Origin of the sequence: Niastella sp. OAS944, assembly GCA_024809215.1 — a bacterium.
Classification (GTDB): Bacteria; Bacteroidota; Bacteroidia; order Chitinophagales; family Chitinophagaceae; genus Niastella.
The window spans coordinates 253,439-275,942 of sequence record JANUBW010000011.1 but is presented as its reverse complement, the minus strand read 5'-3'; the positions used below and the strand labels follow the sequence as shown (position 1 = coordinate 275,942).

General features: G+C 42.2%; 19 protein-coding genes. 18 read left to right on the top strand and 1 reads right to left on the bottom strand.

Going from position 1 to position 22,504, the window contains the following annotated elements:
- Positions 1 to 63 precede the first annotated feature (63 nt).
- The 10 genes from GGD38_RS32570 to GGD38_RS32525 all read left to right on the top strand — a co-directional run bounded on the left by GGD38_RS32570 (position 64) and on the right by GGD38_RS32525 (position 11,363).
- Positions 64 to 1,872, top strand: coding sequence for an ABC transporter ATP-binding protein (locus GGD38_RS32570; RefSeq protein WP_375296554.1), 1,809 nt, complete (start codon positions 64 to 66; stop codon positions 1,870 to 1,872).
- A 137-nt stretch (positions 1,873 to 2,009) separates the two neighbouring features.
- A complete protein-coding gene (locus GGD38_RS32565; protein ID WP_375296553.1) occupies positions 2,010 to 2,897 on the top strand; it encodes a glycosyltransferase in 888 nt (295 codons plus the stop codon).
- An 81-nt stretch (positions 2,898 to 2,978) separates the two neighbouring features.
- Positions 2,979 to 3,863, top strand: coding sequence for a glycosyltransferase (locus tag GGD38_RS32560; protein ID WP_375296552.1), 885 nt, complete (start codon positions 2,979 to 2,981; stop codon positions 3,861 to 3,863).
- A gap of 43 nt (positions 3,864 to 3,906) precedes the next feature.
- The gene (locus GGD38_RS32555; protein WP_375296551.1) at positions 3,907 to 4,776 is read left to right on the top strand and encodes a glycosyltransferase family 2 protein; all 870 of its coding nucleotides are present in this window, start codon (positions 3,907 to 3,909) and stop codon (positions 4,774 to 4,776) included.
- Positions 4,777 to 4,786: 10 nt separating this feature from the next.
- The gene (locus tag GGD38_RS32550) at positions 4,787 to 5,557 is read left to right on the top strand and encodes an FkbM family methyltransferase (protein ID WP_375296550.1); all 771 of its coding nucleotides are present in this window, start codon (positions 4,787 to 4,789) and stop codon (positions 5,555 to 5,557) included.
- Positions 5,547 to 6,770, top strand: a complete 1,224-nt coding sequence (locus tag GGD38_RS32545) for a glycosyltransferase family 4 protein (RefSeq protein WP_375296549.1) — start codon at positions 5,547 to 5,549, stop codon at positions 6,768 to 6,770. Before GGD38_RS32550 ends, GGD38_RS32545 begins: the two co-directional genes overlap by 11 nt.
- Positions 6,767 to 7,864 (top strand): glycosyltransferase family 4 protein, encoded by a 1,098-nt coding sequence (locus GGD38_RS32540; protein WP_375296548.1) that lies wholly within the window; start codon positions 6,767 to 6,769, stop codon positions 7,862 to 7,864. The genes GGD38_RS32545 and GGD38_RS32540 overlap by 4 nt, the downstream gene beginning before the upstream one ends.
- Before the next feature lie 3 nt (positions 7,865 to 7,867).
- Entirely contained in the window at positions 7,868 to 9,031 is a 1,164-nt protein-coding gene (locus tag GGD38_RS32535; RefSeq protein WP_375296547.1) for a glycosyltransferase, read from the top strand.
- A 74-nt stretch (positions 9,032 to 9,105) separates the two neighbouring features.
- Positions 9,106 to 10,278, top strand: a complete 1,173-nt coding sequence (locus GGD38_RS32530) for a hypothetical protein (RefSeq protein WP_375303937.1) — start codon at positions 9,106 to 9,108, stop codon at positions 10,276 to 10,278.
- Positions 10,279 to 10,331: 53 nt separating this feature from the next.
- Entirely contained in the window at positions 10,332 to 11,363 is a 1,032-nt protein-coding gene (locus GGD38_RS32525) for a polysaccharide deacetylase family protein (RefSeq protein ID WP_375296545.1), read from the top strand.
- Positions 11,364 to 11,437: 74 nt separating this feature from the next.
- Here GGD38_RS32525 and GGD38_RS32520 read toward each other — a convergent pair whose 3' ends face one another.
- A complete protein-coding gene (locus GGD38_RS32520; protein WP_375296544.1) occupies positions 11,438 to 12,439 on the bottom strand; it encodes a GNAT family N-acetyltransferase in 1,002 nt (333 codons plus the stop codon).
- A 66-nt stretch (positions 12,440 to 12,505) separates the two neighbouring features.
- On the opposite strand from GGD38_RS32520, the gene GGD38_RS32515 reads away from it, so the two are divergent.
- The 8 genes from GGD38_RS32515 to GGD38_RS32480 all read left to right on the top strand — a co-directional run bounded on the left by GGD38_RS32515 (position 12,506) and on the right by GGD38_RS32480 (position 22,489).
- A complete protein-coding gene (locus GGD38_RS32515; RefSeq protein ID WP_375296543.1) occupies positions 12,506 to 13,681 on the top strand; it encodes a glycosyltransferase family 4 protein in 1,176 nt (391 codons plus the stop codon).
- On the top strand, positions 13,665 to 14,273 hold the full coding sequence (locus tag GGD38_RS32510; protein WP_375296542.1) for a sugar transferase: 609 nt from the start codon (positions 13,665 to 13,667) through the stop codon (positions 14,271 to 14,273). Before GGD38_RS32515 ends, GGD38_RS32510 begins: the two co-directional genes overlap by 17 nt.
- A 134-nt stretch (positions 14,274 to 14,407) precedes the next feature.
- Positions 14,408 to 15,775: a DegT/DnrJ/EryC1/StrS family aminotransferase gene (locus tag GGD38_RS32505; RefSeq protein WP_375296541.1), complete on the top strand. Its 1,368-nt coding sequence runs from the start codon at positions 14,408 to 14,410 to the stop codon at positions 15,773 to 15,775.
- 192 nt (positions 15,776 to 15,967) lie between these two features.
- Positions 15,968 to 16,594 (top strand): acetyltransferase, encoded by a 627-nt coding sequence (locus GGD38_RS32500; RefSeq protein WP_375296540.1) that lies wholly within the window; start codon positions 15,968 to 15,970, stop codon positions 16,592 to 16,594.
- Positions 16,595 to 16,696: 102 nt separating this feature from the next.
- Entirely contained in the window at positions 16,697 to 17,833 is a 1,137-nt protein-coding gene (locus tag GGD38_RS32495) for a DegT/DnrJ/EryC1/StrS family aminotransferase (RefSeq protein WP_375296539.1), read from the top strand.
- A 32-nt stretch (positions 17,834 to 17,865) separates the two neighbouring features.
- Positions 17,866 to 18,903: a glycosyltransferase gene (locus GGD38_RS32490; protein WP_375296538.1), complete on the top strand. Its 1,038-nt coding sequence runs from the start codon at positions 17,866 to 17,868 to the stop codon at positions 18,901 to 18,903.
- A gap of 769 nt (positions 18,904 to 19,672) precedes the next feature.
- Positions 19,673 to 21,457, top strand: coding sequence for a polysaccharide biosynthesis protein (locus tag GGD38_RS32485; RefSeq protein ID WP_375296537.1), 1,785 nt, complete (start codon positions 19,673 to 19,675; stop codon positions 21,455 to 21,457).
- Positions 21,458 to 21,658: 201 nt separating this feature from the next.
- Positions 21,659 to 22,489, top strand: a complete 831-nt coding sequence (locus GGD38_RS32480; protein WP_375296536.1) for a polysaccharide deacetylase family protein — start codon at positions 21,659 to 21,661, stop codon at positions 22,487 to 22,489.
- Positions 22,490 to 22,504 lie beyond the last annotated feature (15 nt).

Here is a 22,504-nt window from a genome sequence, read left to right as displayed (position 1 = left end):
ATAAGGGATAAGGCTTAACTGATCGGTTAAGCCTTATTCTTTGGGTGTAAAAAATAGTGCACGATGAAATTATTCACGCTGAAAAGCAGTTTCCTAACGCATTTCAAATATTACTACAGCATCATTGGTAAAAGGCTGTTCTTTTTTCTGGTGTTGTGCATATTCATCAGTTTTCTGGATGGTATGGGACTGGCTATGTTCATTCCGTTGTTAAAGGCGGTAGGGGATGGTCAAACGCAACAGGCTGCTGCCGATAACCATGAGTCGATGGGGCAAATGCAGCACATCATCAGTCTTATTAAGAAAATGGGATTTGAGTTAACTATTACTACTGTGCTGGTGGTATTGGTGACGCTGTTTGTGTTCAAAGGTGTAATGAAATATTTTCAGATGAAATATTACGCCGGTTTACGTGAGCTGTTCATCAAGAAAGTACGCTATAGACTGGTGAATAATTTGGAAGGGTTATCGTACAGCGCCTTTTTGAAGATCGATTCTGGTAAGATACAGAATACGCTTACGGTGGAAGTGCAGCGTTTGTTTTCTTCGTTCCACTTTTATTTTATTGCAGCCCAGGCATCGGTTATGTTGCTTACCTATATGTTCCTGGCATTTTTGGCCAACTATCAGTTTGCCGTGCTGGTTTGTGTTGGCGCCGTGGTATCTAACCTTATCTACAATAAAATATACAGGACCACCAAGAACGCTTCGAACGAATTGTCGAAAAAAGGAGCCGATTTCAACAGCTTCCTCATACAAACTACACATCACTTTAAATATCTCAAATCAACCAATACCTTCAACAGGTATTCAAGTAAGCTGAGGAATGTTATTAACCAGGCCGAAGGGTTGAACAAGAAGATAGGTCATATGACGGCCATTGGTACCAGTATAAAAGAGCCCATCATTGTTATAATTGTGATGGCTGTAATATTTGCCCAGCTCAACTGGATGGGCGCCAGTTTGGGTAGTATCATTTTGAGCTTGTTGCTGTTTTACCGCGCGCTTAGCTACCTGGTAATGACGCAGAACTACTGGCAGGGTTTTATTGAGAACAGCGGCGGTATCAACTCCGTAACTTCTCTTACCAATGAAATGGCGGCCTTACAGGAAGTACACGGTCCTGTTGCGTTTAAAACCATTCAGGATAAAATAGAGCTCAAAAACGTTACGCTTTCCTACGATAGTTTAAAAGTGCTCGATGGAATGAGCATTGAGCTGGAGAAAAAGTCAACAATAGCCCTGGTGGGTGAAAGCGGCGCAGGGAAAACAACCGTGGCCAATATGATTGCCGGGTTAATTAAACCCGATGCCGGTGAGCTGTATATCGACGGCATTCCAATGGACCAGTATAACCTCAATACCTATCGCGATAAAGTGGGTTATATTTCACAGGAACCGGTAGTGTTTAACGATACCATCTTTAATAATATCACCTTCTGGGCCGAGCCTACGGCTGAAAATCAAAAGCGCTTTAAAGATGTGTTGCGGATGGCTTCCCTGGGCAGCTTTGTTGATTCGCTGCCTGAAAAGGAAGATACCCGCCTTGGTGATAATGGGATCCTGATCTCGGGCGGACAACGGCAGCGTATTTCCATAGCCCGTGAGTTATATAAGAACACCGAAGTGCTGATCTTTGATGAAGCTACTTCGGCGCTCGATTCAGAAACGGAAAAGATCATTCAGGAAAATATTGAAGCACTGCGCGGTAACTACACGATTGTATTGATTGCGCACCGCCTGTCGACCATAAAAGAAGCAGACACTATTTACTTACTTGAAAAAGGTAAGGTCACCGCATCTGGTTCTTTTGATGAAATGGTAAATAAATCGACCCGCTTTCAGAAAATGGTTTCACTGCAGGGTATATAAGATTGCTCACTGGTTAACAGATCGCTTTTTAAAAGATTGTAAGGAAGGCATTACGGAAGTAATGCCTTTTGCACGTCAGTTACATAAACCTTTACCTAAATCAATAACATTAGCTGTTAAGCATTTAAAGTATTTCTATGAGCAATAAAAGATTCGCTGCATTTATTGTGACTTTCAATCGTGCAGAAATTTTGATGGATACCCTCCATAAGATCTTTACCCAAACATTACCGCCCGAAAAGGTATTGATCATTGATAACGGGGCAACAGATGAAACAAAGAAAAAGCTGGAAGAATTATACCCCGAAGTTGAACACGTTTACATGGGTTATAATGCAGGCCCTGCGGGGGGCGATAAAGTGGGATTGGAAATGCTGGCAAAAGAAGGCTATAAATGGATCTTCTGGGGCGACGATAACGATCCGCCACAAACAGAAGATACATTTGAGAAGCTGGTAACACTGGCCGAATCGTATGGCGATAAATGCGGTCAGGTAGGAATGGTAGGCAGCCGGTTCAATAGATACACCGGTTTGTTACAACGCATAACAAACGAAGAGCTGCGTAAAAATCCTTACATAGAAGTTGATACAATAGGTGGCGGCCAATGTAAGATCGTAAACGGTAACAGTATACGCGAAGGCATTATAACCGAAGAGAAACTGTTCTTTGGTTTTGAAGACCTTGACTTTGACCTGTCGCAAAAAGAAGCCGGTTACAAAATACTGGTGCATAGCGGACTGTTCCTGGGCTGTCGTGAACGTTGGAGCAGGTTGAATGTTGAACGCGAAATAGTAAAGAAAAAAGATGAGAAGGTATTGTGGCGCGACTATTACAGCATTCGCAATGCCCTGTTCATTATGAAAAAGCACAGGCTTCCCCTGGCCTGGCTATCGTTCCTTACCGTTTCCATTGGCAAAAGCCTGTTGAGTTATAAACATGGCAGGCGCTACGGCGGCCTGGTAGTAAGAAACACCTGCAGGGCTGTTCGCGATTATAGTTTGAGAAGATATTACAAAAGATAAACCCCGGCTATTTAAACCCTACAATTTTTGTAAACCCAAAGAGCACCGACCGACCAAGCGGCTGCCTCAAACGTAACATTTATGAACAAGAAGTTTGCTGCATTTATTGTGACCTTCAACAGGCCCGACATCCTGATGGACACTATTGAAAAGTGCCTCGATCAAACCAGGCCGCCCGATAAACTGCTTATTGTTGATAATAACGACAATGACCTTACGAAAAACAAACTGGCCCAGCTTTACCCCAATGTGGTGCATTTAAAGGTTGGATATAACTCCGGTTTTGCAGGTGGTGGAAATATTGGTTTGGAAACACTGGCTAAAGAAGGATACGAATGGATACTGTGGGCCGATGACAACGATCCTCCATATACAAATGATACGTTTGAAAAATTATTGCAGCTGGCAGATTCGTATGAAGGGAATTGCGGTCAGGTTGGTGTAGTTGGTCATAAAATAAATACCCGTACCGGTTTGTTGCGAAGAACTACCAATGAAGAATTGGAGAAAGGCGAATACATTGAAGTAGATACCATTGGTGGCGGAATGATAAAGGTGATAAAAGGCGAAAGCGTATTGAAAGGCATAAAGCCAACCGCAAAACTGTTCTTCGGCTTTGAAGACCTCGATCACGATCTGCAACAAAAAAAGGCCGGGTATAAAATACTGGTGCACTCAGGTTTGTTCCTCGACCTGCGTAGAAAATGGAACCGGATGAATGTTAAACGGCCGCCCATTCAAAAAAAGGATGAAAGTGTTTTGTGGCGGGATTATTACAGCATTCGCAATTCGTTGTTTGTAATGGCAAAGAACCGGTACTACACTGCCTTTTGGTCAATTTTGTTTATTTCAATAGGTAAAAGCCTGTTAAACTATAAACATGGTTTCAGGTATGGCACCCTGGTAACTAAAAACACCTGTAAAGCCATACGTGATTACGGTATGAACAGGTGGTATAAAAGATAAGCCTCAATACTAAAAAAATAAGTTTTAATTCATCTTACCTCTTATGAACGCAAATGTGTGTGCAATATTGGTTACTTACAACAGGCTCGATACGCTTAAAGATGCTTTAGCCCATGTATTGGCCCAGGAGTTGAAGCCTGCAACAATTATTGTTGTAGATAACAAAAGTACCGATGGCACAATTGAATACCTGAAAACAGTTGATGGCAGCAATAACATCCGGTGCATTTTTATGGAAAGCAATACCGGATCGGCAGGTGCCATTGCTGCTGCAATGAATTCGGGTTTAAAAAATAAAGAATGCCAGTACTTCTGGGTGTTGGATGATGATACCATGTATGCACCACATGCGCTAAAAGAGCTGGTTGAAAATATTGAGCAAAGCAAGTTTTCGCTGCTCGGTTTACATGGCGCACACCTTAAAATGGGAAAGAAGTTTCCGGTGCGGGAAGATATAAAACTGCAGGAAGCCGATTATGCCATGATAGATGGCGCGCTGATAAAAGCTGATGTGGTTCGTAAAGTAGGTCCCGTTTGCGAAGAGTTTTTTATGATGTGCGATGATCATGAGTATTCGGTTCGTATACAACGCAGCGGATACAAAATAGGGGTATTAAAGAACGGCGCCGATAACCGCTTATACCTTGGCGGCGGCGGTCAGTTTACCCGGGCTACTTTATGGCGGGGCTACTACTCGGCCCGCAATCACATGTTTATTGTAAAGAAACATTTCTCTATAGGAAATTTAATAGGCTATTGCTATCTGCAAACAAAAATGCTGATCTCAGCAGCCGTTCTTGCCCCAGACAGGTTTCAACGCGTAAAGCTTAGGCTAATGGGTATTTGGCATGGCATCACAGGTGTTGGTGGCAGAACACTCGATCCTGGAACACTAAAATTCATTAAACATTAAACCTTAATTCATGAAGAGAGACAAACTAAACAAAAAAGTGTATTCCGTTATGCGGTTTATTTACCGCTTCGGAATAGTGAAATCGCTGCTTATTGGTATGGCAATGACTGCTGCCGATGCTGAAGCCGAAGTTGCAGTAAAATGGAAAGGGCGGAGGGTACATATCAGGAAAGGAAGCACGGATTTTAAAGTTTTTAAACAGGTGATGGTATTTGACCAGTATAATTATAATGGTCTCAATGGATCGCCGGTGAAAACTGTTATTGACCTGGGAGCGAATGTTGGTTTGTCTGCACTATACTTTAAAACAAAATACCCCAATGCACAGGTGATTGCTGTAGAGCCCGAGAAACATAATTACGAGCAGCTGGTAAAGAATGTGTCGGGGTTTAGTAATGTACATGCCCTTAATAATGCCATCTGGTACGAAAACAAAGAGCTGGAAATGTATGATGGCGGCCGCGGCGAGTATGCATTCAGGATTGTAGAGGCTACAGGTAAAAAGGTTGGCACAACCACATGCATTACTATCAATGACATTGTTAAGAAGTATAATCTTACATCGATCGATCTGCTTAAAATAGATATTGAAGGCGCCGAAAAGGAACTGTTCATGTATAACTATAAAGACTGGTTACCCATGGTGCGGTGCGTAATGATAGAATTGCACGATGGTGATCACCCGGGTTGTACATCTGCCTTTTTCAGAGCCATTGCCCATCGCGAGTTTACTATGTTTTGTAAAGGCGAAAATGTAACAATATTATTCAATGACAATTAAAGCACCGTTGCCCAGTATGGATAACAATACGCTGGCTGTTGCCGGGGAAATAAATACGTTCGTAAGCAAGAGCAACAACGCTTCGCAGCCTTATAAAGTGCTGTTTGTAATTGATACATTGCAAACCGGTGGGGCCGAAGAAAGTCTTTTCAACAACCTCATCCGGTTTAAGAATATTCAACCTGTTGTTTGCCATTTATACGCCGGCGACCTGCTTAAGCCCCGTTTTACCAGCAAGGGTATAACCGTGCATTCGGTGGCATTGAAAAAGAAGTATGGGTTTATGACTGCCTATAAACAATTGAAACAAATAGTGCAGCAGGAGCAGCCGCAACTGCTGGTGGCTTATTTAACCAGGTCTGAGTTGGTAACGAGGCTGGTTAGCCGGTTTACCGGGGTACCTGTAATAGGTACTTTCATAAGCGATCTGTATGCCAGTACATATAATGCCGCTTTGTCGTGGAAGGCTAAAACTGCCGTATCTTTTTTCAAATGGGCCAACAAGGCAACCGCAGGTTATTGCAAAGGATTTATTGCCAATTCGCAAACGGTTAAACAATCGGGTGCAAAGGCGCTGCGAGTGGCTGCTGATAAAATTGAAGTAATAAACAGGGGCCGGGATAGTAAAGTGTTCCGGTTTCAGGTTCCACAGACATTTTCTGGAAAACCACTCCATTTTCTAAACGTCGGTCGATTAGTACCGGTGAAAGGCCAGCGCGACTTAATACTGGCCTTCAATGATTTTTTACCAGCATGTCCCAATGCGGTTTTACATATTGCCGGTGATGGTACTGAAAAAGAAGCTTTGTTGGCGCTGATCAATGAACTGGGTTTACAGAACAATGTGGTTTTGCTGGGAAACAGAAGCGATATCCCGCAAATTATCAATAACTACGATTGTTTTGTTTTTCCCTCGCATAGTGAAGGATTTAGTGGCGCTGTTGTGGAGGCCATGTTTGCCGGACTTCCCGTGCTGGCCAGCGACATTCCTGTGAACAAAGAAGTAATTACACACCTGCAAACAGGTTATATGTTCAAAACAGGATCGGTGCAGGACATTACCCGCGCATTGTTGTGGTATAAGGATAACCTAAGTACTGCAAAGGAAATGGCAATAAACGCGCACAACCATGCCATACAGAACTTCGAGTTGGGAATGATTGCCGACAAGCTGGAAAATTATTTACTCAATATAATTATTGAAACAAATTGATAATACTTCAACTGGTTCAAAAACCGCAATTACGCGGGGCAGAAGTGTTTGCTTCGCAACTGTCGACCCATATCAATAAGGAAGGACATAAAGCGATCGTCGTATTTGTTTTTCCGGGCAGCGCGCCCTTGCCTTTTTCGGGCGAAACAAGGCATTTGAATGGTACGCCCAAAAAACGCATGTGGGATGTGAAGGCATGGCGGCAGTTGGCGCAAATAATTAAAGAAGAGAAACCCGACATAGTGCAGGCCAATGCCAGCGATACATTGAAATATGCGGTGTTTTCGAAACTGTTTTTCCGATGGAAACAACCCATCGTATTTCGAAATGCCAGTACAATAAGCTTATATATAAAAACTGCACCGGCAAGGATGCTGAACGGTTTCTTTTTCAGATATGTGAGTAAGATCGTTTCGGTGAGCGGTACTTCGGCAACTGATTTTGGCAGAATGTTTCCGAAACTCAAAGAGCGTATTATAAAAGTGCCTATTGGTATTGAGGAAACTGATTTCAATGGGGCCGAGAATCCGTTGCAAGGCGCTTCGAAACCGATACTGGTGCATGTAGGCGGGTTTACTTATGAAAAGAATCATGTTCGCCTTATAGCCATTTTCGAAGAAGTGCTAAAGCGGCAGCCCGGCGCCAGTTTGCATTTGGTTGGCAGCGGACCGCTTCAATCGCAAATAGAGGAGCTGGTTAAACATAAAGGGCTTCAGCAGCAGGTAAGGTTCTATGGGTTCAGGAACGATGCCATGCAGTTCATTAAAAATGCCAATGTGTTGTTGCTGCCCAGCATTATTGAAGGATTACCCGGGGTATTACTGGAAGCTTTTTATTGCAAAACACCAACGGTGGCTTATGATGTAGGTGGCATTGGCGAAGTAGTGATAAACGATAAAACCGGTTACCTGGTGCCAAAAGGAAGCGAACAGGTATTTGCCGATAAGGTGTTGGCAGCGCTCAATAAAACACCATATAATGAACAGCTGGTACAAAATGGCTGGCAAATGGTTACAAGCGAATATTTGAATACAAAAATTGCCGGCAAATTTTTGGATGTATACAATGCTGTTTCATCCCCCCTTAACAACTAATACATGGATACCTTGGATAAAACATATGTGCGTAGAATGTACCAGGAACAGGAAGCTGTTCAGGTATTACACATAATTAAATCACTGGGCCGCGGAGGAGCTGAGATGTTATTGCCCGAAACCTTGCGTCAGCACGATAAACAGAAGTTTAATTTTCATTATATCTATTTTCTGTCGTGGAAAGATGCAATGGTTTCTGCTATTGAAAATGAGGGAGGCAAGGTAGTTTGTATTCCGGCAAAGAACAACGCAGCCATAATGCTGGCGGTGCGCAAAATAGCAGTGTATGTACGTAAGCATAAAATTCAGCTGATTCATTGCCATCTTCCTTGGGCTGGTATGGCCGCCCGCCTGGTTGGCAAACTCACCGGCGTACCGGTTGTTTATACCGAGCATAATAAATGGGAGCGATACCATAAGCTCACTTATTATATGAACAAGCTGAGTTTTTCCTATCAGCAGCTGGTAATTGCCGTTTCGGCGGAAGTTGCCAACTCCATTAAAATAAATTATGGTAAGGCAAAACCGCAGGTACAGGTAGTTGCGAATGGTGCTGATACTACCAAGTACGCCCGTACGCAAACTTTTGAGAAAGACATTCGTAAGGAGCTGAATATTCCGGCAACCGCTACAGTTATAGGCATTACCTGTGTATTCAGGGTACAAAAGCGGTTGGGCACCTGGCTTGAAATTGCCAAGGCATTGCATGCAAAGCATCCGGATACTTATTTTATTATGGTAGGCACCGGGCCGCTAAGCGAAGAAATTCATGCCAAAGCAAAGGAATTGGGAACTGATAAGTATATATTCTTTGCAGGATCGCAGGCCGAAACCCGGCCGTATTTCACTGCCATGGATATATTTATGATGAGCTCAGAATTTGAAGGGTTGCCCATCGCACTCCTTGAAGCAATGAGTATGAATTGTGTACCTGCCTGTACAGCCGCGGGCGGTATACCCGAAGTAATTAAAGATGGGGTGAATGGCGTATTGGTGCCGGTTGAACAACCCATGCAACTGGTTGACCGCTTGTCGCAATTGTTGCAACAACCCGATGTGGCAGCGCAAATGAAACAGGCTGCACGTGAAACAGTTATCAATTCGTTCAGCATGAAGAGAATGGTAGCTGAACTGGAAGATATTTACCACAATTTGATTAATAAATAAAACTCAGGCTTGTGCTAGGTGGAATACTTTTGATGGTCTTGTTCTTTGTAGCATCGATACCAATGCTGCAAATAATGAAACGGGGTAAGCCCTGGTTTCAGCTAGGCATGATGAAGAACCTGTACTGGTTCCATTGCCTGTTTTGCGTTTTTTACTATGTATTTCAGATATTTTCCCGGTCAGACTCGCAAGAGTATTTCCTGAGGCCTCAGATGGCCTATGCTAACTGGATGAGCGCATATGATACGGGAACCCCCTTCATTGATTTTGTGAGTTACCCGTTTATCAACTACCTCGGCTTTTCTTTTGAGATGATGTACGCGCTGTTTGCGTGGCTGGGCTACTGGGGGTTCGTTTTCTTTTATGTATACATAAAGGAGAATTTAAAATACAAGCATAAGTTGTACGGCATAGATCTTATTGGTTTATTGATCTTTTTGCCCAATATGCATTTTTGGACAGTGTCATTGGGTAAAGGGTCCATCATCTTCTTCGGCCTTGGGATGGCGATGTATGGCCTTAGCCAGTTAAAAACGCGGAAGATTGCTTTGATCCTTGGTCTGCTCGTTGTATATCATGTACGGCCACACGTATTCTTATTTATGGCTGTGGGTATTGTGGTGGGTTTGTTTACCGGGCGGCAAAAAGTGCCTTTATGGCAAAAGCTGTTTGTGTTAGGCGCCAGTGTGGGCGCAATGGTCTTGTTGTACGATAAGATCATGGCGTTTTCAAAAATAGATGGTGATAACGTGCTGGAAAGCTTTAACCAGTTTTCGGCTTCGAGGTCATATGAATTGTCGAAGAATGCGGGGTCGGGGATCGATATCTCTAACTATCCGCTTGTGTTGAAATTGTTCACCTTCTGGTTCAGGCCCTTGTTTGTTGATGCATCCGGGCCTATGGGGCTGGTGGTTTCAATTGAAAATACGCTATATCTCTACCTGGCATTTCAACTATGTCAGAAAGGATTTATAAAGTTTTTTAGAAAAGGGTCGGCGCTCTTGAAAACAAGTGCGGTAACGTTTTTGGCAACTTCATTTGCGTTATCTGGCACCATGTCGAACATGGGAATTATCATCAGGCAAAAAAGTATGATCATGTACTTTTTGTTGTTTGTAGTTCTTTCGTTCATGGATTACAAAAAGCATTTGCAGATAATGAAGCGGCAACGGCGGGCCATGCAGGCGCAGGAAGAAGCAGAGCCGCCTGTAAAGGAAATTAAGCTGGCTGTTGCTGTGAAGTCGTGAAGCGGCATCGCCAGGAACTAAAAACTAAGAACTAAAAACTAAGAACTTTTAATATGCAAGGAATCTTCACCATATCACTCGATTTTGAATTACACTGGGGAGTTTTTGATAAAAGAGACCGGAAGCAGCGTGAGGCCAATTATAAAAATACATTGCGCATCGTTCCGCAAATGTTGCAACTGTTTGCAGAGTATGATGTGCATGTTACCTGGGCAACGGTTGGCAGTTTGTTTGCCGCCAATCAGCAGGAGTGGGAACTATTCAAGCCTGCCATTGAACCTGATTATGCCGAAGAACGCTATTCGCCTTATAAATGGATACGACAAAATGGAATGCCTTCAGAATATAACTGGGCGCACTTTTGTCCCGAAGAAGTAGCTATGATTGAAAAGTATGCCGGGCAGGAATTAGGTACACATACTTTTAGCCACTACTATTGCCTGGAACAGCAAAGTGAAGCGAAGGCTTTTGATGCAGATCTGAAAGCAGTTCAAAAGGTGGCTCTGGCAAAGTTTAATGGTCAGTTGCGTTCGCTGGTATTTCCAAGAAACCAGGTGAATGTAAAATATTTGAAAGTGTGTTATGATAATGGGATCAAAGCGGTACGGTCAAATCCTTCGGGCTGGTTTTGGAAGCCGGTTGACGAAGGTGGTGCCAGTAAGTTGCGCCGATTGTTTAGAACAGCTGATGCCTACATTCAGGTGGGCACAATACGAACTACTTATCCGTTAAATCGTATTCAGGTGGTACCAGGTGAGCCACTGCAGTTACCGGCCAGCCGCTTTTTGCGACCCTGGCAACCCAAATATGAATTTGCAAATAAAATGCAAATAAGACGTACATGCGAGGAAATGCGTTCGGCAGCCAGGCGGGGTGAGGTATATCATTTGTGGTGGCATCCTGAAAATTTTGGCGATTATCCCGAACAGAACCTGAACAACCTGCGCATTTTGTTAGAGCAGTATAAGAAATGTAAAGAGAAATATGGTATGACGAGTTGGAATATGGGAGAGTATGTTGATCATTTTATGGGAAAGAGGGCTGAAACCAGCAATACGAAAAAAGCAGGAAAGATCTTACAATAAAAAAACACACAGGAACATATTCCGTGTGTTTTTAAGCAGTGCACCAGCTAAGTTCCTTTAAAGGAAGCAGGCGATTAAAATAATTCCATATCGCCCAACGAATAGCCCCAGTTTTTAATGTCCAGTAATTCGGGAAATTTTTCATTCATATTCAGATCTCTAAGGGTAACAATGGGACCACGGTTTTGAACAGGGATCATCCCCATCCAGTTTAGAGCTGATCGATATGTTTGATACTGCTGACCCGAAAATGAAATGACCTGAATTTTATTGTTTTTGCAGTAGGGGAGAACCGCCTTACTTATCTGTGAGCTAATGCGCCTGTTTGTTGATGCGTTATTGAAAAGCATACAATCTACCAGGCGCAGCTCTCTGGTAAATGAATGTGATTTTATACGGCCAATGAGCAGGAAGTTCTCGAAGTCGGTAAAATAGTTATATCTGAATAACGGGTTGTTGGTGTAGCGCCAGCGGATATACGAAGGAGAAATAATGGTATTCAAATGTTCGTCATGTACCTGGTAATTGTTTATCAGGTCAAATACGCGTGGGTCCCAGGTTTGTGTAGGTGTTGGATCTGCACCGGCTGCGCTTTTGTCTTTTTTGAAGGCAATGGCATATGCAAGTGCAATGGGGTTTACCACTTTAAATTTTAAAGGCATTCTGCCTTGCTCTACCCAGCCCATTTTTAAATTCCCGGGGCGGCTTAGGTCGTTAGGTGTATTGAATATGAAGTGTATTCCCTGTTGTTTACAGGTATCAAGTTGTTGTTGGTTGAGCTTTTTGAAAATACCCTTGCGCTGGTGATCGGGATGGGTTGCTGTATCAACTGCCCGAATGGCTTTGTAAACAGTACCGCGCCACTGCCATTGCCATTGCATAAACACCCGTAACCCAATGAGTGTGCCGTTTTCTTCGGCTACCAAAACAAACGAAGCGCCAAAGGGATTCTGCTCATGTTTCCAGTTCCAGAGTGTTTCTGATTTGGGGATAAGGCCTTCACCCAGGGATTTTTTCATCAACCCGATAATGGCGGGTTTGTCCTGGGGGGTAGCTGGTCGTATTTGCATGGTCATTATAATATAATTGATTGAAACTATGTAAAAGTACTTGTAGGTTCAATATAGAACAAATTGTGCAACATGAAATCATCTAATAAATTGATCCGCATAACCACCGTACCATTGTCATTAAGCGTATTGCTTAAGGACCAGCTAAGGTATATGTCAGATCATTTTGAAGTTCTTGCAATTTCATCGCCTGATAAAATACTCGAACAGGTTGGTGTACGTGAAGGAGTGCGTACTGCACCGGTTACCATGACCCGCGCTATTACGCCGGTGAAGGATTTAAAGGCGTTGTGGAAACTGTATAAACTGTTGAAAAAAGAAAAGCCCGCCATCGTACATACGCATACCCCCAAAGCCGGTTTACTGGGTATGATGGCAAGCCGGCTGGCCGGTGTACCCATTCGTATGCATACTGTGGCCGGGTTGCCATTAATGGAGAATACAGGAATAAAAAGAAAGGTGCTCGATTTTGTGGAACGGTTAACCTACAGCTGCGCAACCGGTGTTTATCCAAATTCAAAACACCTGAGCGATTTTATCATAGATAACAGGTTTTGTAAAACCAGCAAGCTGAAGGTGCTGGGTAATGGAAGCAGCAACGGTATCAATACCCGCTTTTTTCAACCCACCGAAGAACTTGATAAAGCAGCCTGTGCGCTTAGAAAGAAACATGGCTTAACTGATAAGGACTTTGTATTTGTTTTTGTGGGCCGCCTGGTAAAAGATAAAGGGATTGAAGAATTGGTAGAAGCGTATAGCGAACTCAAAAAGAAATATCCGCATATTAAGTTATTGCTGGTAGGGCCTTACGAACCTGAGCGCGATCCGCTGGCTGCTGAAACACATGCGATCATTGAAAAAGATGATTCTATTATCAAAGCAGGCTTTCAGGCAGATGTACGTCCGTATTTAATGATCAGTCAGGCATTGGCGTTCCCTTCATACCGCGAAGGTTTTCCCAATGTGCCTATGCAGGCTGGTTGTTTTGGTTTGCCTTCCATTGTTACTGATATAAACGGGTGTAACGAAATTGTTGAAGATAGAAAGAACGGGTTGATCATTCCTGCAAAGCAGGTGCATGCGCTGCAACAGGCCATGGAAAAGTTACTGGCCGATACGGCTTTATATTCTGCTTTAAAGTCGAATGCGCGGCAGATGATCATTGAGCGCTATGAACAGAAATCCCTTTGGGAATTGTTGTTAAAAGAATATAACGACCAGTTAAAGAAATATGCAAGTGTATCGTAAATTTTTAAAACGCTTTATTGATCTTATAGTAAGCCTGGTGGCCTTTAGCTTACTATTGCCGTTGTTTATCGTTGTTACGGCATTACTATATATGGCCAACCAGGGGAAGCCTTTTTTTGTTCAACAACGCCCCGGGAAAAACGGTCGCATATTTTGGCTGGTTAAGTTCAAGACCATGAACGATAGAAAAGATGCTGCGGGAAATTTGTTATCAGATGCCGAGCGGTTAACACCGGTTGGGAGTTTCATTAGGAAAACATCACTTGATGAAATACCGCAACTCATAAACGTTATTAAAGGTGAAATGAGTTTAATTGGCCCACGGCCATTACTTGTTGAATACCTGCCTTTATATAACGATACACAAAAGAGACGGCATAACGTACGGCCCGGCATCACAGGTTGGGCGCAGGTTAACGGCCGTAATGCCATTGGCTGGAAAGAAAAGTTTGAACTGGATGTATGGTATGTAGATAACATGAGTTTTTGGCTCGATTGTAAGATTATGATTTTTACTTTATTGAAGGTTGTTAAGAGCGAAGGAGTTAGCCAGCAGGGGCATGTTACCATGACAAAGTTTGAAGGAAACTAAATAAAATAATCAAAATTGAAAGGCATAATGGTAAATGGGGATTTACCCATTTATTGATTATTAGCAATGCCTGGTTTATATAAATGTTATGATAATTATTATAGTTTAGTCATATAAAACCCTAAAGACCATATATGATTCGTTTTTCACCGCCTTATATCGATGACGATATAATCAAGGAAGTTACAAACATTCTGCAAAGTGGCTGGCTTACGACCGGGCCCGCTACCAGGCAGCTTGAAAAAGAAATGGCTGTGTTTTGCAACGTTGGGCATGCGCTTGCGGTAAACTCTGCCACCTCTGGTATGATACTGATGCTGCATTGGTATGGTATTAAGCAGGGCGATGAGGTTATTGTACCCGCATATACTTACTGTGCAACTGCGCTGGCTGTAATGCATGTTGGCGCCAAACCAGTTATGGTTGACGTGGGCCGCGATTTTAATATCGATTGCAAAAAGATAAGGGAAGCCATTACAGAGCGAACAAAAGCAATTATTGCCGTTGACTTTGCAGGCTGGCCTTGCGACTATGATGGTATTTACAGCATAGTGAACGATGAAGAAGTGAAAAAGAAATTCAGGCCTTCGTCCGATGCGCAACACCAGCTGGGCAGAATTATGATCATGGATGATGCAGCACATGCGCTGGGTGCTACTTATAAAAACAAACCCATTGGCTCATGCGCCGATATTACAGTGTTCTCATTGCATGCAGTAAAGAATGTTACCTCTGCCGAAGGTGGTGTAATTGCACTTAACCTGCCGGGGCCTTTTAATAATGAAGAAATATATAATTTACTTCGCGTGTGGAGTTTGAATGGGCAAACAAAAGACGCCTTTTCAAAAGCCAAAGCAGGCGCCTGGCAATACGATGTTATATATCCCGGTTTCAAAATGAACATGCCCGATGTGCTGGCAGCAGTAGCGCTGGCGCAGTTCAAGAAGTATGAAAACCTGTTGCTTATTGAAAGAAAGCGCGTCTTCGATTTTTATACAAACATCTTCTCTCAGTATGACTGGGCAATTTGTCCGCCATACCAGCAAACCGGATGCGCTTCTTCATACCACCTGTACCCTTTGCGAATTAAAGATATTGGTGAAGAAGAGCGTAACAAGATCATTGAAAGCATAGCTGGCCGTTCAGTGGCTGTAAATGTTCATTTTACACCGCTTCCCATGCTTACTGTTTTCAAACAGGCAGGTTATGATATAAAAGAATATCCTGCTGCTTATAATTTATTCAGCAACGAAATATCGCTGCCCATTTACCCGCAATTAACAAACGATGAATGTAAAACGGTAACAGAGGCTGTTATTGAGTCGGTAAAGGAGTTTCGGCCGGTAAAAAAATTGTTGTACTCAATATTGTTCCCTGTTATGATCCTGATGGGAAGTTTCGATAGCTCATTTTTGTCGGAAGAAACTGAAGAAGAGGCATACGAATATTCCGAAGCTTTTGTAAAAAGGAAAACAGGACGTTTTTACAAACTTACCGGTTAGTGGTATACATCATTTATTTCTGCATTTATATATAGTCGTGAATTACGGGCCGGGCGTTTGCACAATATTAATATGGTACTTTAAGTAGAAGCCTTTATTTTTGTGGGAAATGTACTAAGCCCGCTTTTTCTGCTTGCCTCGTTGAATGATTACTTGTACTCTAATATCTTTTTTTGAAGGCCTTATTTTATTATGTCGCATACCAATCGAATTTTTTTGTATGGGGCCAGTGGCCATGCGAAAGTGATTTGTGAGATATTAGAGACCCAACACCACATTCCCCACGGATTAATTGATGACAATCCGCTTGTAAGATCGCTGCTCGACTATCCTGTGTATAATACATTGGAACAGGCAGCTATTACTGCAGATGATCGTTTTGTGATCTCTATTGGCAATAACCGAATTCGTAAAGCAGTAGCCGAAAAATTGAATTGGGTACAATTTGTCAGTGCTGTTCATCCTTCGGCCATAATTTCGCCACGCGGAACTATTGGCGAAGGAACAGTTGTGATGTCGAATGTTTCTGTTAACGCACTCAGTAAAATTGGCAGGCATGTGATCCTGAATACCAACTGTTCTATCGATCATGATTGTGTGATCGATGACTTTGTGCATATTTCCCCCAACGCTGCACTGGCAGGTAACGTAAAAGTAGGGGAGGGTACGCAAATTGGTATTGGAGCATGTGTTATGCAAAATATTACCATAGGCAAATGGGCTACGGTAGGTGCGGGCGCAGTAATTATTCGTGATGTTCCGGATTATGCAGTAGTAGTAGGGAATCCTGGTAGAGTAATAAAAATAAACCAGTTCTGAAAATTTTAGAAAAATAGTTTGTCGCTAGCAATAAGGAACCTGGTCGCCAGGGCTTGCATTATCTGCAAAAGCGTTATAATTTGCTAATTTAAGTTGTAATCCATGAAAGAGAAAATCTGGTTGTCGTCTCCTCATATGGGAGAAAAAGAGATGGTTTATATTCAGGAAGCATTTGAGTCAAACTGGATTGCCCCTTTAGGTCCGAATGTGAATGGTTTTGAAAAGGATCTGGAAACTTTTTTAGGAAACAATGTACATGTGGCAGCCCTGAGCTCAGGCACAGCGGCCTTGCATATGGCATTGATACTTTTAGGAATAAAAGCAGGTGATGAAGTTATTTGCCAGTCAATGACATTTGCTGCATCGGCTAACCCTATTGCTTATCAGGGCGCCACTCCTGTGTTTGTTGATAGTGAGGAAAGCACCTGGAATATGTCGCCAGAATACCTGGAAGAGGCAATACAGGACCGTATAAAGAAAGGGAAAACGCCTAAAGCAATTATTGTAGTTCATTTGTATGGCATGCCGGCTCGTATGGATGAAATAATCTCCATTGCCCGCAGGTATGAAATCCCCGTGGTGGAAGATGCTGCCGAAGCATTAGGATCTACATACAATGGAAAAGCGGTGGGTACTTTTGGCGATATTGGTATTTTATCTTTCAATGGTAATAAGATCATTACCACATCGGGTGGCGGAGCGCTTATTTCAACAAATGCCGAATACGTTCACAAGGCGCGTTTTTTAAGCTCTCAGGCGCGCGATGCCGCTCCGCATTATGAGCATTCGCATATAGGTTATAATTACCGCATGAGCAATGTTTGCGCCGGTATTGGTCGCGGGCAAATGGAAGTATTGCCATTGCGGATTAAACAACGTCGTAGTAATTATCAATATTATAAAAAGGCATTTGCAGCTATAGAGGGTATTGAATTTCTTGAGGAGCCGGGCAAGAGCTATTTTTCCAATCACTGGCTTACAGCCATTCTTATCAAGAGCAGCAATTTTACCCGGGAAGACCTGCGGATGTGTTTAAATGAGAATAATATTGATTGCCGCCCGCTTTGGAAACCCATGCATTTGCAACCGGTATTTGCCGATGCGCCTTACTATGGAAATGATACATGTGCCAGGCTTTTTGATATAGGATTATGTTTGCCTTCAGGTTCCAATTTAACCACCACCGATCTGGAGAGAATTGTTTCCACTATATATGATTATGTTGGGGTGCCTATTTAATAAAACCTTTATAATCCTTTTAAACGCTTAACATGGAAAAGAAGATCTTAATGTGCCCCTTGTTCGATCCCTGGTATTATGAGTTTTATATAAAAGGGTTGCATGATTTTTATAAGGACTATACCATAGAATTTTCTTTCGAAGACAGGTTCCTGCGGTTTAATGAGTTTGTGAACGGAGAGTTCAGAAAGGAATTTTTCTATTATGAAATATGGAACAATGGCAATGTTTCAAGAGTATGTATTGCGGCGAATGATAAACCCAATGTAAACGAAACTGTTTACGAGTGGGTAGATGTGTATGCAAAGGTGAATGTAGATGAGGCTGCCATGCAAAAGTATCCTAAGGTAATTTCCCTTGGGCCCAACTTTGGTATAAATTATTTTAGCCTTCCGGCCTATCTTAAATTAACCTGGAGGCTTTATAAAAATGCAGGGATAAAAAATCCTTATTTCAGGGTATATACACATCAGTCAATGAAAAGGTGCTCATATGATGTATATGCCAATAGAAAAGCTTCGGCCGATAATTATTTGTTTTACCTGAACTATCCCTGGAAAAAACATAGCACGGTGACCAATCTTCGCAAGGAAATCATCACCCTGTTAAAAGACCTTGATAAACAAAAGGTGATTTCGTTCGAAGGCGGATTTTCAAGGGCGCGCTTCGGGCCTTTTGAAGGGCTGGAAAACTATTCGGCGGCAAAAAGGTATAATCACAGAACCTATCTTGAGCATCTGAAATTATCTACTGTAGTAATAAATACGCCGGCAGTGCACGATTGTTTGGGATGGAAACTGGGCGAATACTTTGCACTTGGAAAGGCTATAATCTCTACACCTATTAACAGGGTGCTTCCTGGTAACTTTATGGCAGGTAAACATTACCTGGAGATAAAAGATATTCATACCGAATTAAAAGATGCTATAACCTCACTGGTTGCGAATAAGGAACAACGTATGGAGTTAGAACAAAATGCACTGGCTTACTGGGAGAAGTGGCTGGCGCCTTCTAAAACCATTGCGCATATACATTCAGTAGCTTTCAAGAAAGAGCTGGTAGTGGCTTAAGGCTGCTGTCTTTTCTTTACAAACCCTACTGGGCGAGGGTTTTGAATGGATGCTCCCGGTAACTGGGGAGCGTATACTACTTATAGTGTATTGTGAAAATGATTTTGAAAAATTGTATTAAAAATCAAATATCTTGTGTACTTTCGTCCTGATTCCAATTATTCTCAATGATCCTTTGAATTGTCCAGCCTGATTAAGAACGTAGCAATCCTTTCTGATAATAGACCACGAAATTGATGTCCACAGGATTCTACTCCTCCAATGTGTCCCGATCCTTTGAAATAATCTTCAATTACAAATCCATCTTTTGTCCTCTATTTAAGTTTACTATATATCTAATATATATCAATATCCTTGTGTAAAGACAATTATATTGTTGTTGTTGATGTGTTAATCCTTTGAACTTCCTGCTGTTTACAATCCATTTTTCTGTGCATGTTTTAACCCTGGATCCATTTTTCCTGCGTAATATCCATTTCGCCGTGGCCATCCTGTGTTCGCTCATGGTAGTTCCATTTAATTCCTGGAAAATCCGCGTTCGAAACAACAACATTGTAAACATATTGCTAATAGCATGAAGAAGTTTCTGTCATTCTCCAGGCCTGTACCCAGATGGGTCATATTGATCTTGGATCTGGTCATAACCGGATTCTCCTTTACGTTATCATACTTTGTCGTAAAGCAGTTTCAATTCTCAGAAATTCTACGCGGTCACTTTTTTGTTTACACCATATTATACTGTTTCATTTCGTTGCCAGTATTTTATTGTATGCGCATACATACAGGTATGCTCCGCTTCTCAAATGTATACGACATGATGCGGATCTCCCTGGCTGTATTGATCACTGGTGTATTATACCCAATTGCCGTAGTATTTCTTGTTAATCGCGAATACCATATCAATTCGTTGAACATTTCAGGTGTGCTGCTTATCAACTTCTTTTTCAGTTGTACACTGCATATGATGTTACGTTCTATGGTGCGTGGTTTTTATTATTATGTAAAACAAAACGCCATTGTTTTAAAAGAGAACGTTTTGATATTCGGCAGCGATACCGAGGCAATGCTGGTAAAACAAGCTATTGAATCAAGTATCACCAACAAGTTTGTGATTGCCGGTTTTGTTGAGAACGATATTAATAAAGCAAACGTTTCTATTCAGCAGAAAAAAGTTTACCATATCAGGGAACTGCCTTTGCTGAAAACAAAGAAGAAGATCGATAAGCTGATCCTGATGAACGAACAGCTCGATAGCAAAGACAAGAAAGTGGTGATTGAAAAATGTTTGCAGTTCGGGATCAAGGTACTTACCGTTCCGCCTTCCGATCAATGGATCTATGGTAAACTAAGTTTGAAACAAATTCAGGAGCTGCGTATTGAGGATTTGTTGCAACGCGAACCTATCATTATCAATAACGAACAAATATCGGGCGAGCTTACCGGTAAAAGAATATTGATCACAGGCGCCGCCGGTTCTATTGGTTCCGAAATTGTACGCCAGGTATTATCATTCAAACCCGAAATGGTAGTGTTGTGCGATCAGGCCGAATCGCCATTGCATGAGATACAGCTCGAAATGGAAGAAAAATTCCCTGAGTCTGATATCAAGATCTTTATTGGTAATATTCGCGATCGCAATCGCTTACAGATCCCTTTCCGGGAATATCGTCCGAATTTTGTTTTCCATGCTGCTGCTTATAAGCATGTGCCCATGATGGAAAAGCATCCGTCCGAAGCCATCCTTACCAATGTAATGGGAACAAAGATCGTTGCCGACCTGTCGGTTTTATACAACGTTCACAAGTTTGTAATGATCTCAACCGATAAGGCGGTAAACCCAACCAATGTAATGGGCACCTCTAAGCGCATTGCTGAAATGTATGTACAGTCGTTGAGCAGTGTGGCCGATAACCTCGTTGATCAAACTATTATGGGCCTCATCAATGGCGATGCCAAAAATGCTACCATTGGGAAAACGAAATTCATCACTACCCGTTTTGGTAATGTGCTTGGTTCAAATGGTTCTGTGATCCCACGCTTCAGACAACAAATTCAACAGGGCGGGCCCGTTACGGTAACACACCCAGAGATCACCCGCTATTTTATGACGATCCCCGAAGCTGTACAGTTGGTATTGGAAGCTGCGATCATGGGTAAAGGCGCCGAGATATTTGTATTTGATATGGGCAAACCGGTTAAGATCGTTGACCTGGCTTTGAAGATGATCCGTTTGGCCGGTTTAACACCCGATGAGGATGTGAAAATTGTATATAGCGGATTACGCCCCGGTGAAAAGTTGTATGAAGAGCTGTTGAACGAGAAAGAGAAAACATTACCCACTCACCACGAAAAGATCAAGATTGCCAAAATAATACCCTGTTCACATAAAGTTGTAAGAGATATTGAAGAGTTGATAAACATGAGCCGCCTCGAGGACAACTATGGCATTGTAAAGAAGATGAAAGAGTTGGTCCCTGAATTCAAAAGCAAGAATTCTCAATACGAAAAACTCGATCTACAACTTAATAAGGCCTATACAGCGGCCGCCGATTGAAACACCAACCACCTCAGGCAGCAACCATAGTATATTGAAGAAACCCGTTTTACAATGTATTATAATGGTTGTTGCCTGTTTCATTTGCCCCCACACAACCCTAAGGATCGCACTCACCTGATATTGGCCTGATAGGTTTTGGACTAAACTTCCGGGAGGTCCATTTCTTAAAATTTATTATTCATCAAAATAACCCAGTCCATGGTATATATTATAATACCAGTAGCGTTCCTGGTAATAACCTTTATTGTTATGTACTTGTATGCGGGCCCTTTTTTCAAAGGTTTGCCCGTATTGGTTTATCATAAAATAAGTAGTACAAAAAAGCCCGATTTCTTAACGGTTGCCACTTCTCGGATGCGCGAGCACCTGGAGTATATTACCAAAAAAGGGTATACTACCATTTTTTTGAGCGACCTCGTCGATTACGTTGAAAATGGCAAACCTTTGCCAAAGAAGCCGCTCATGATAACCCTCGACGATGGGTTCAGGGATAATTATACCGATCTGTATCCTTTATTAAAGGAGTTCAATTGTAAGGCGAATATTTTCATTGTGGCCGGTTTTGTTCAAACCCCCGGTAACATGGGACCCCGTGCCGAGGGTGAATTTATGTTGCAGGAAGAGGCTAAGACCATTTGTAAAGACCATGTTCAGTATGGGTTGCATACCATGTATCATAAAAATTATCATGATCTTACTTTGCAGGAAATTGATGAAGACATGCGGGTATCAAAGCAAAAGCTCGATGAACTTGGTATACCCTATCAGCCTGTGTTTGCCTATTCGTGGGCTTATTATTTTAAAGACGACCTGGTAAAGCAGGCAGAGGTGTTTGGTATTTTGAAAAAACATGGTGTACGGTATGCTTTTAAAGTAGGCGACAGACTGAACCGGTTACGTGTACACAATTCAAGCCGGCTATTATTGAACCGTATACATATGAATGGAAGTTATTCTATGTGGCAATATGCAATTGCCTTGAATGGCTTTATAAGGATCTCACAACGGTTGAAAAAGATATTGAAATAGAAAAAAGCTAAAGGA

What these genes read in the sequence shown, in the direction of transcription:
- GGD38_RS32570 (WP_375296554.1), top strand. Translation starts at nt 64, where the DNA reads ATGAAATTATTCACGCTGAAAAGCAGTTTCCTAACGCATTTCAAATAT.
- GGD38_RS32565 (WP_375296553.1), top strand. Translation starts at nt 2,010, where the DNA reads ATGAGCAATAAAAGATTCGCTGCATTTATTGTGACTTTCAATCGTGCA.
- GGD38_RS32560 (WP_375296552.1), top strand. Translation starts at nt 2,979, where the DNA reads ATGAACAAGAAGTTTGCTGCATTTATTGTGACCTTCAACAGGCCCGAC.
- GGD38_RS32555 (WP_375296551.1), top strand. Translation starts at nt 3,907, where the DNA reads ATGAACGCAAATGTGTGTGCAATATTGGTTACTTACAACAGGCTCGAT.
- GGD38_RS32550 (WP_375296550.1), top strand. Translation starts at nt 4,787, where the DNA reads ATGAAGAGAGACAAACTAAACAAAAAAGTGTATTCCGTTATGCGGTTT.
- GGD38_RS32545 (WP_375296549.1), top strand. Translation starts at nt 5,547, where the DNA reads ATGACAATTAAAGCACCGTTGCCCAGTATGGATAACAATACGCTGGCT.
- GGD38_RS32535 (WP_375296547.1), top strand. Translation starts at nt 7,868, where the DNA reads ATGGATACCTTGGATAAAACATATGTGCGTAGAATGTACCAGGAACAG.
- GGD38_RS32530 (WP_375303937.1), top strand. Translation starts at nt 9,106, where the DNA reads ATGAAACGGGGTAAGCCCTGGTTTCAGCTAGGCATGATGAAGAACCTG.
- GGD38_RS32525 (WP_375296545.1), top strand. Translation starts at nt 10,332, where the DNA reads ATGCAAGGAATCTTCACCATATCACTCGATTTTGAATTACACTGGGGA.
- GGD38_RS32520 (WP_375296544.1), bottom strand. Translation starts at nt 12,439, where the DNA reads ATGACCATGCAAATACGACCAGCTACCCCCCAGGACAAACCCGCCATT.
- GGD38_RS32515 (WP_375296543.1), top strand. Translation starts at nt 12,506, where the DNA reads ATGAAATCATCTAATAAATTGATCCGCATAACCACCGTACCATTGTCA.
- GGD38_RS32510 (WP_375296542.1), top strand. Translation starts at nt 13,665, where the DNA reads ATGCAAGTGTATCGTAAATTTTTAAAACGCTTTATTGATCTTATAGTA.
- GGD38_RS32505 (WP_375296541.1), top strand. Translation starts at nt 14,408, where the DNA reads ATGATTCGTTTTTCACCGCCTTATATCGATGACGATATAATCAAGGAA.
- GGD38_RS32500 (WP_375296540.1), top strand. Translation starts at nt 15,968, where the DNA reads ATGTCGCATACCAATCGAATTTTTTTGTATGGGGCCAGTGGCCATGCG.
- GGD38_RS32495 (WP_375296539.1), top strand. Translation starts at nt 16,697, where the DNA reads ATGAAAGAGAAAATCTGGTTGTCGTCTCCTCATATGGGAGAAAAAGAG.
- GGD38_RS32490 (WP_375296538.1), top strand. Translation starts at nt 17,866, where the DNA reads ATGGAAAAGAAGATCTTAATGTGCCCCTTGTTCGATCCCTGGTATTAT.
- GGD38_RS32485 (WP_375296537.1), top strand. Translation starts at nt 19,673, where the DNA reads ATGCGCATACATACAGGTATGCTCCGCTTCTCAAATGTATACGACATG.
- GGD38_RS32480 (WP_375296536.1), top strand. Translation starts at nt 21,659, where the DNA reads ATGGTATATATTATAATACCAGTAGCGTTCCTGGTAATAACCTTTATT.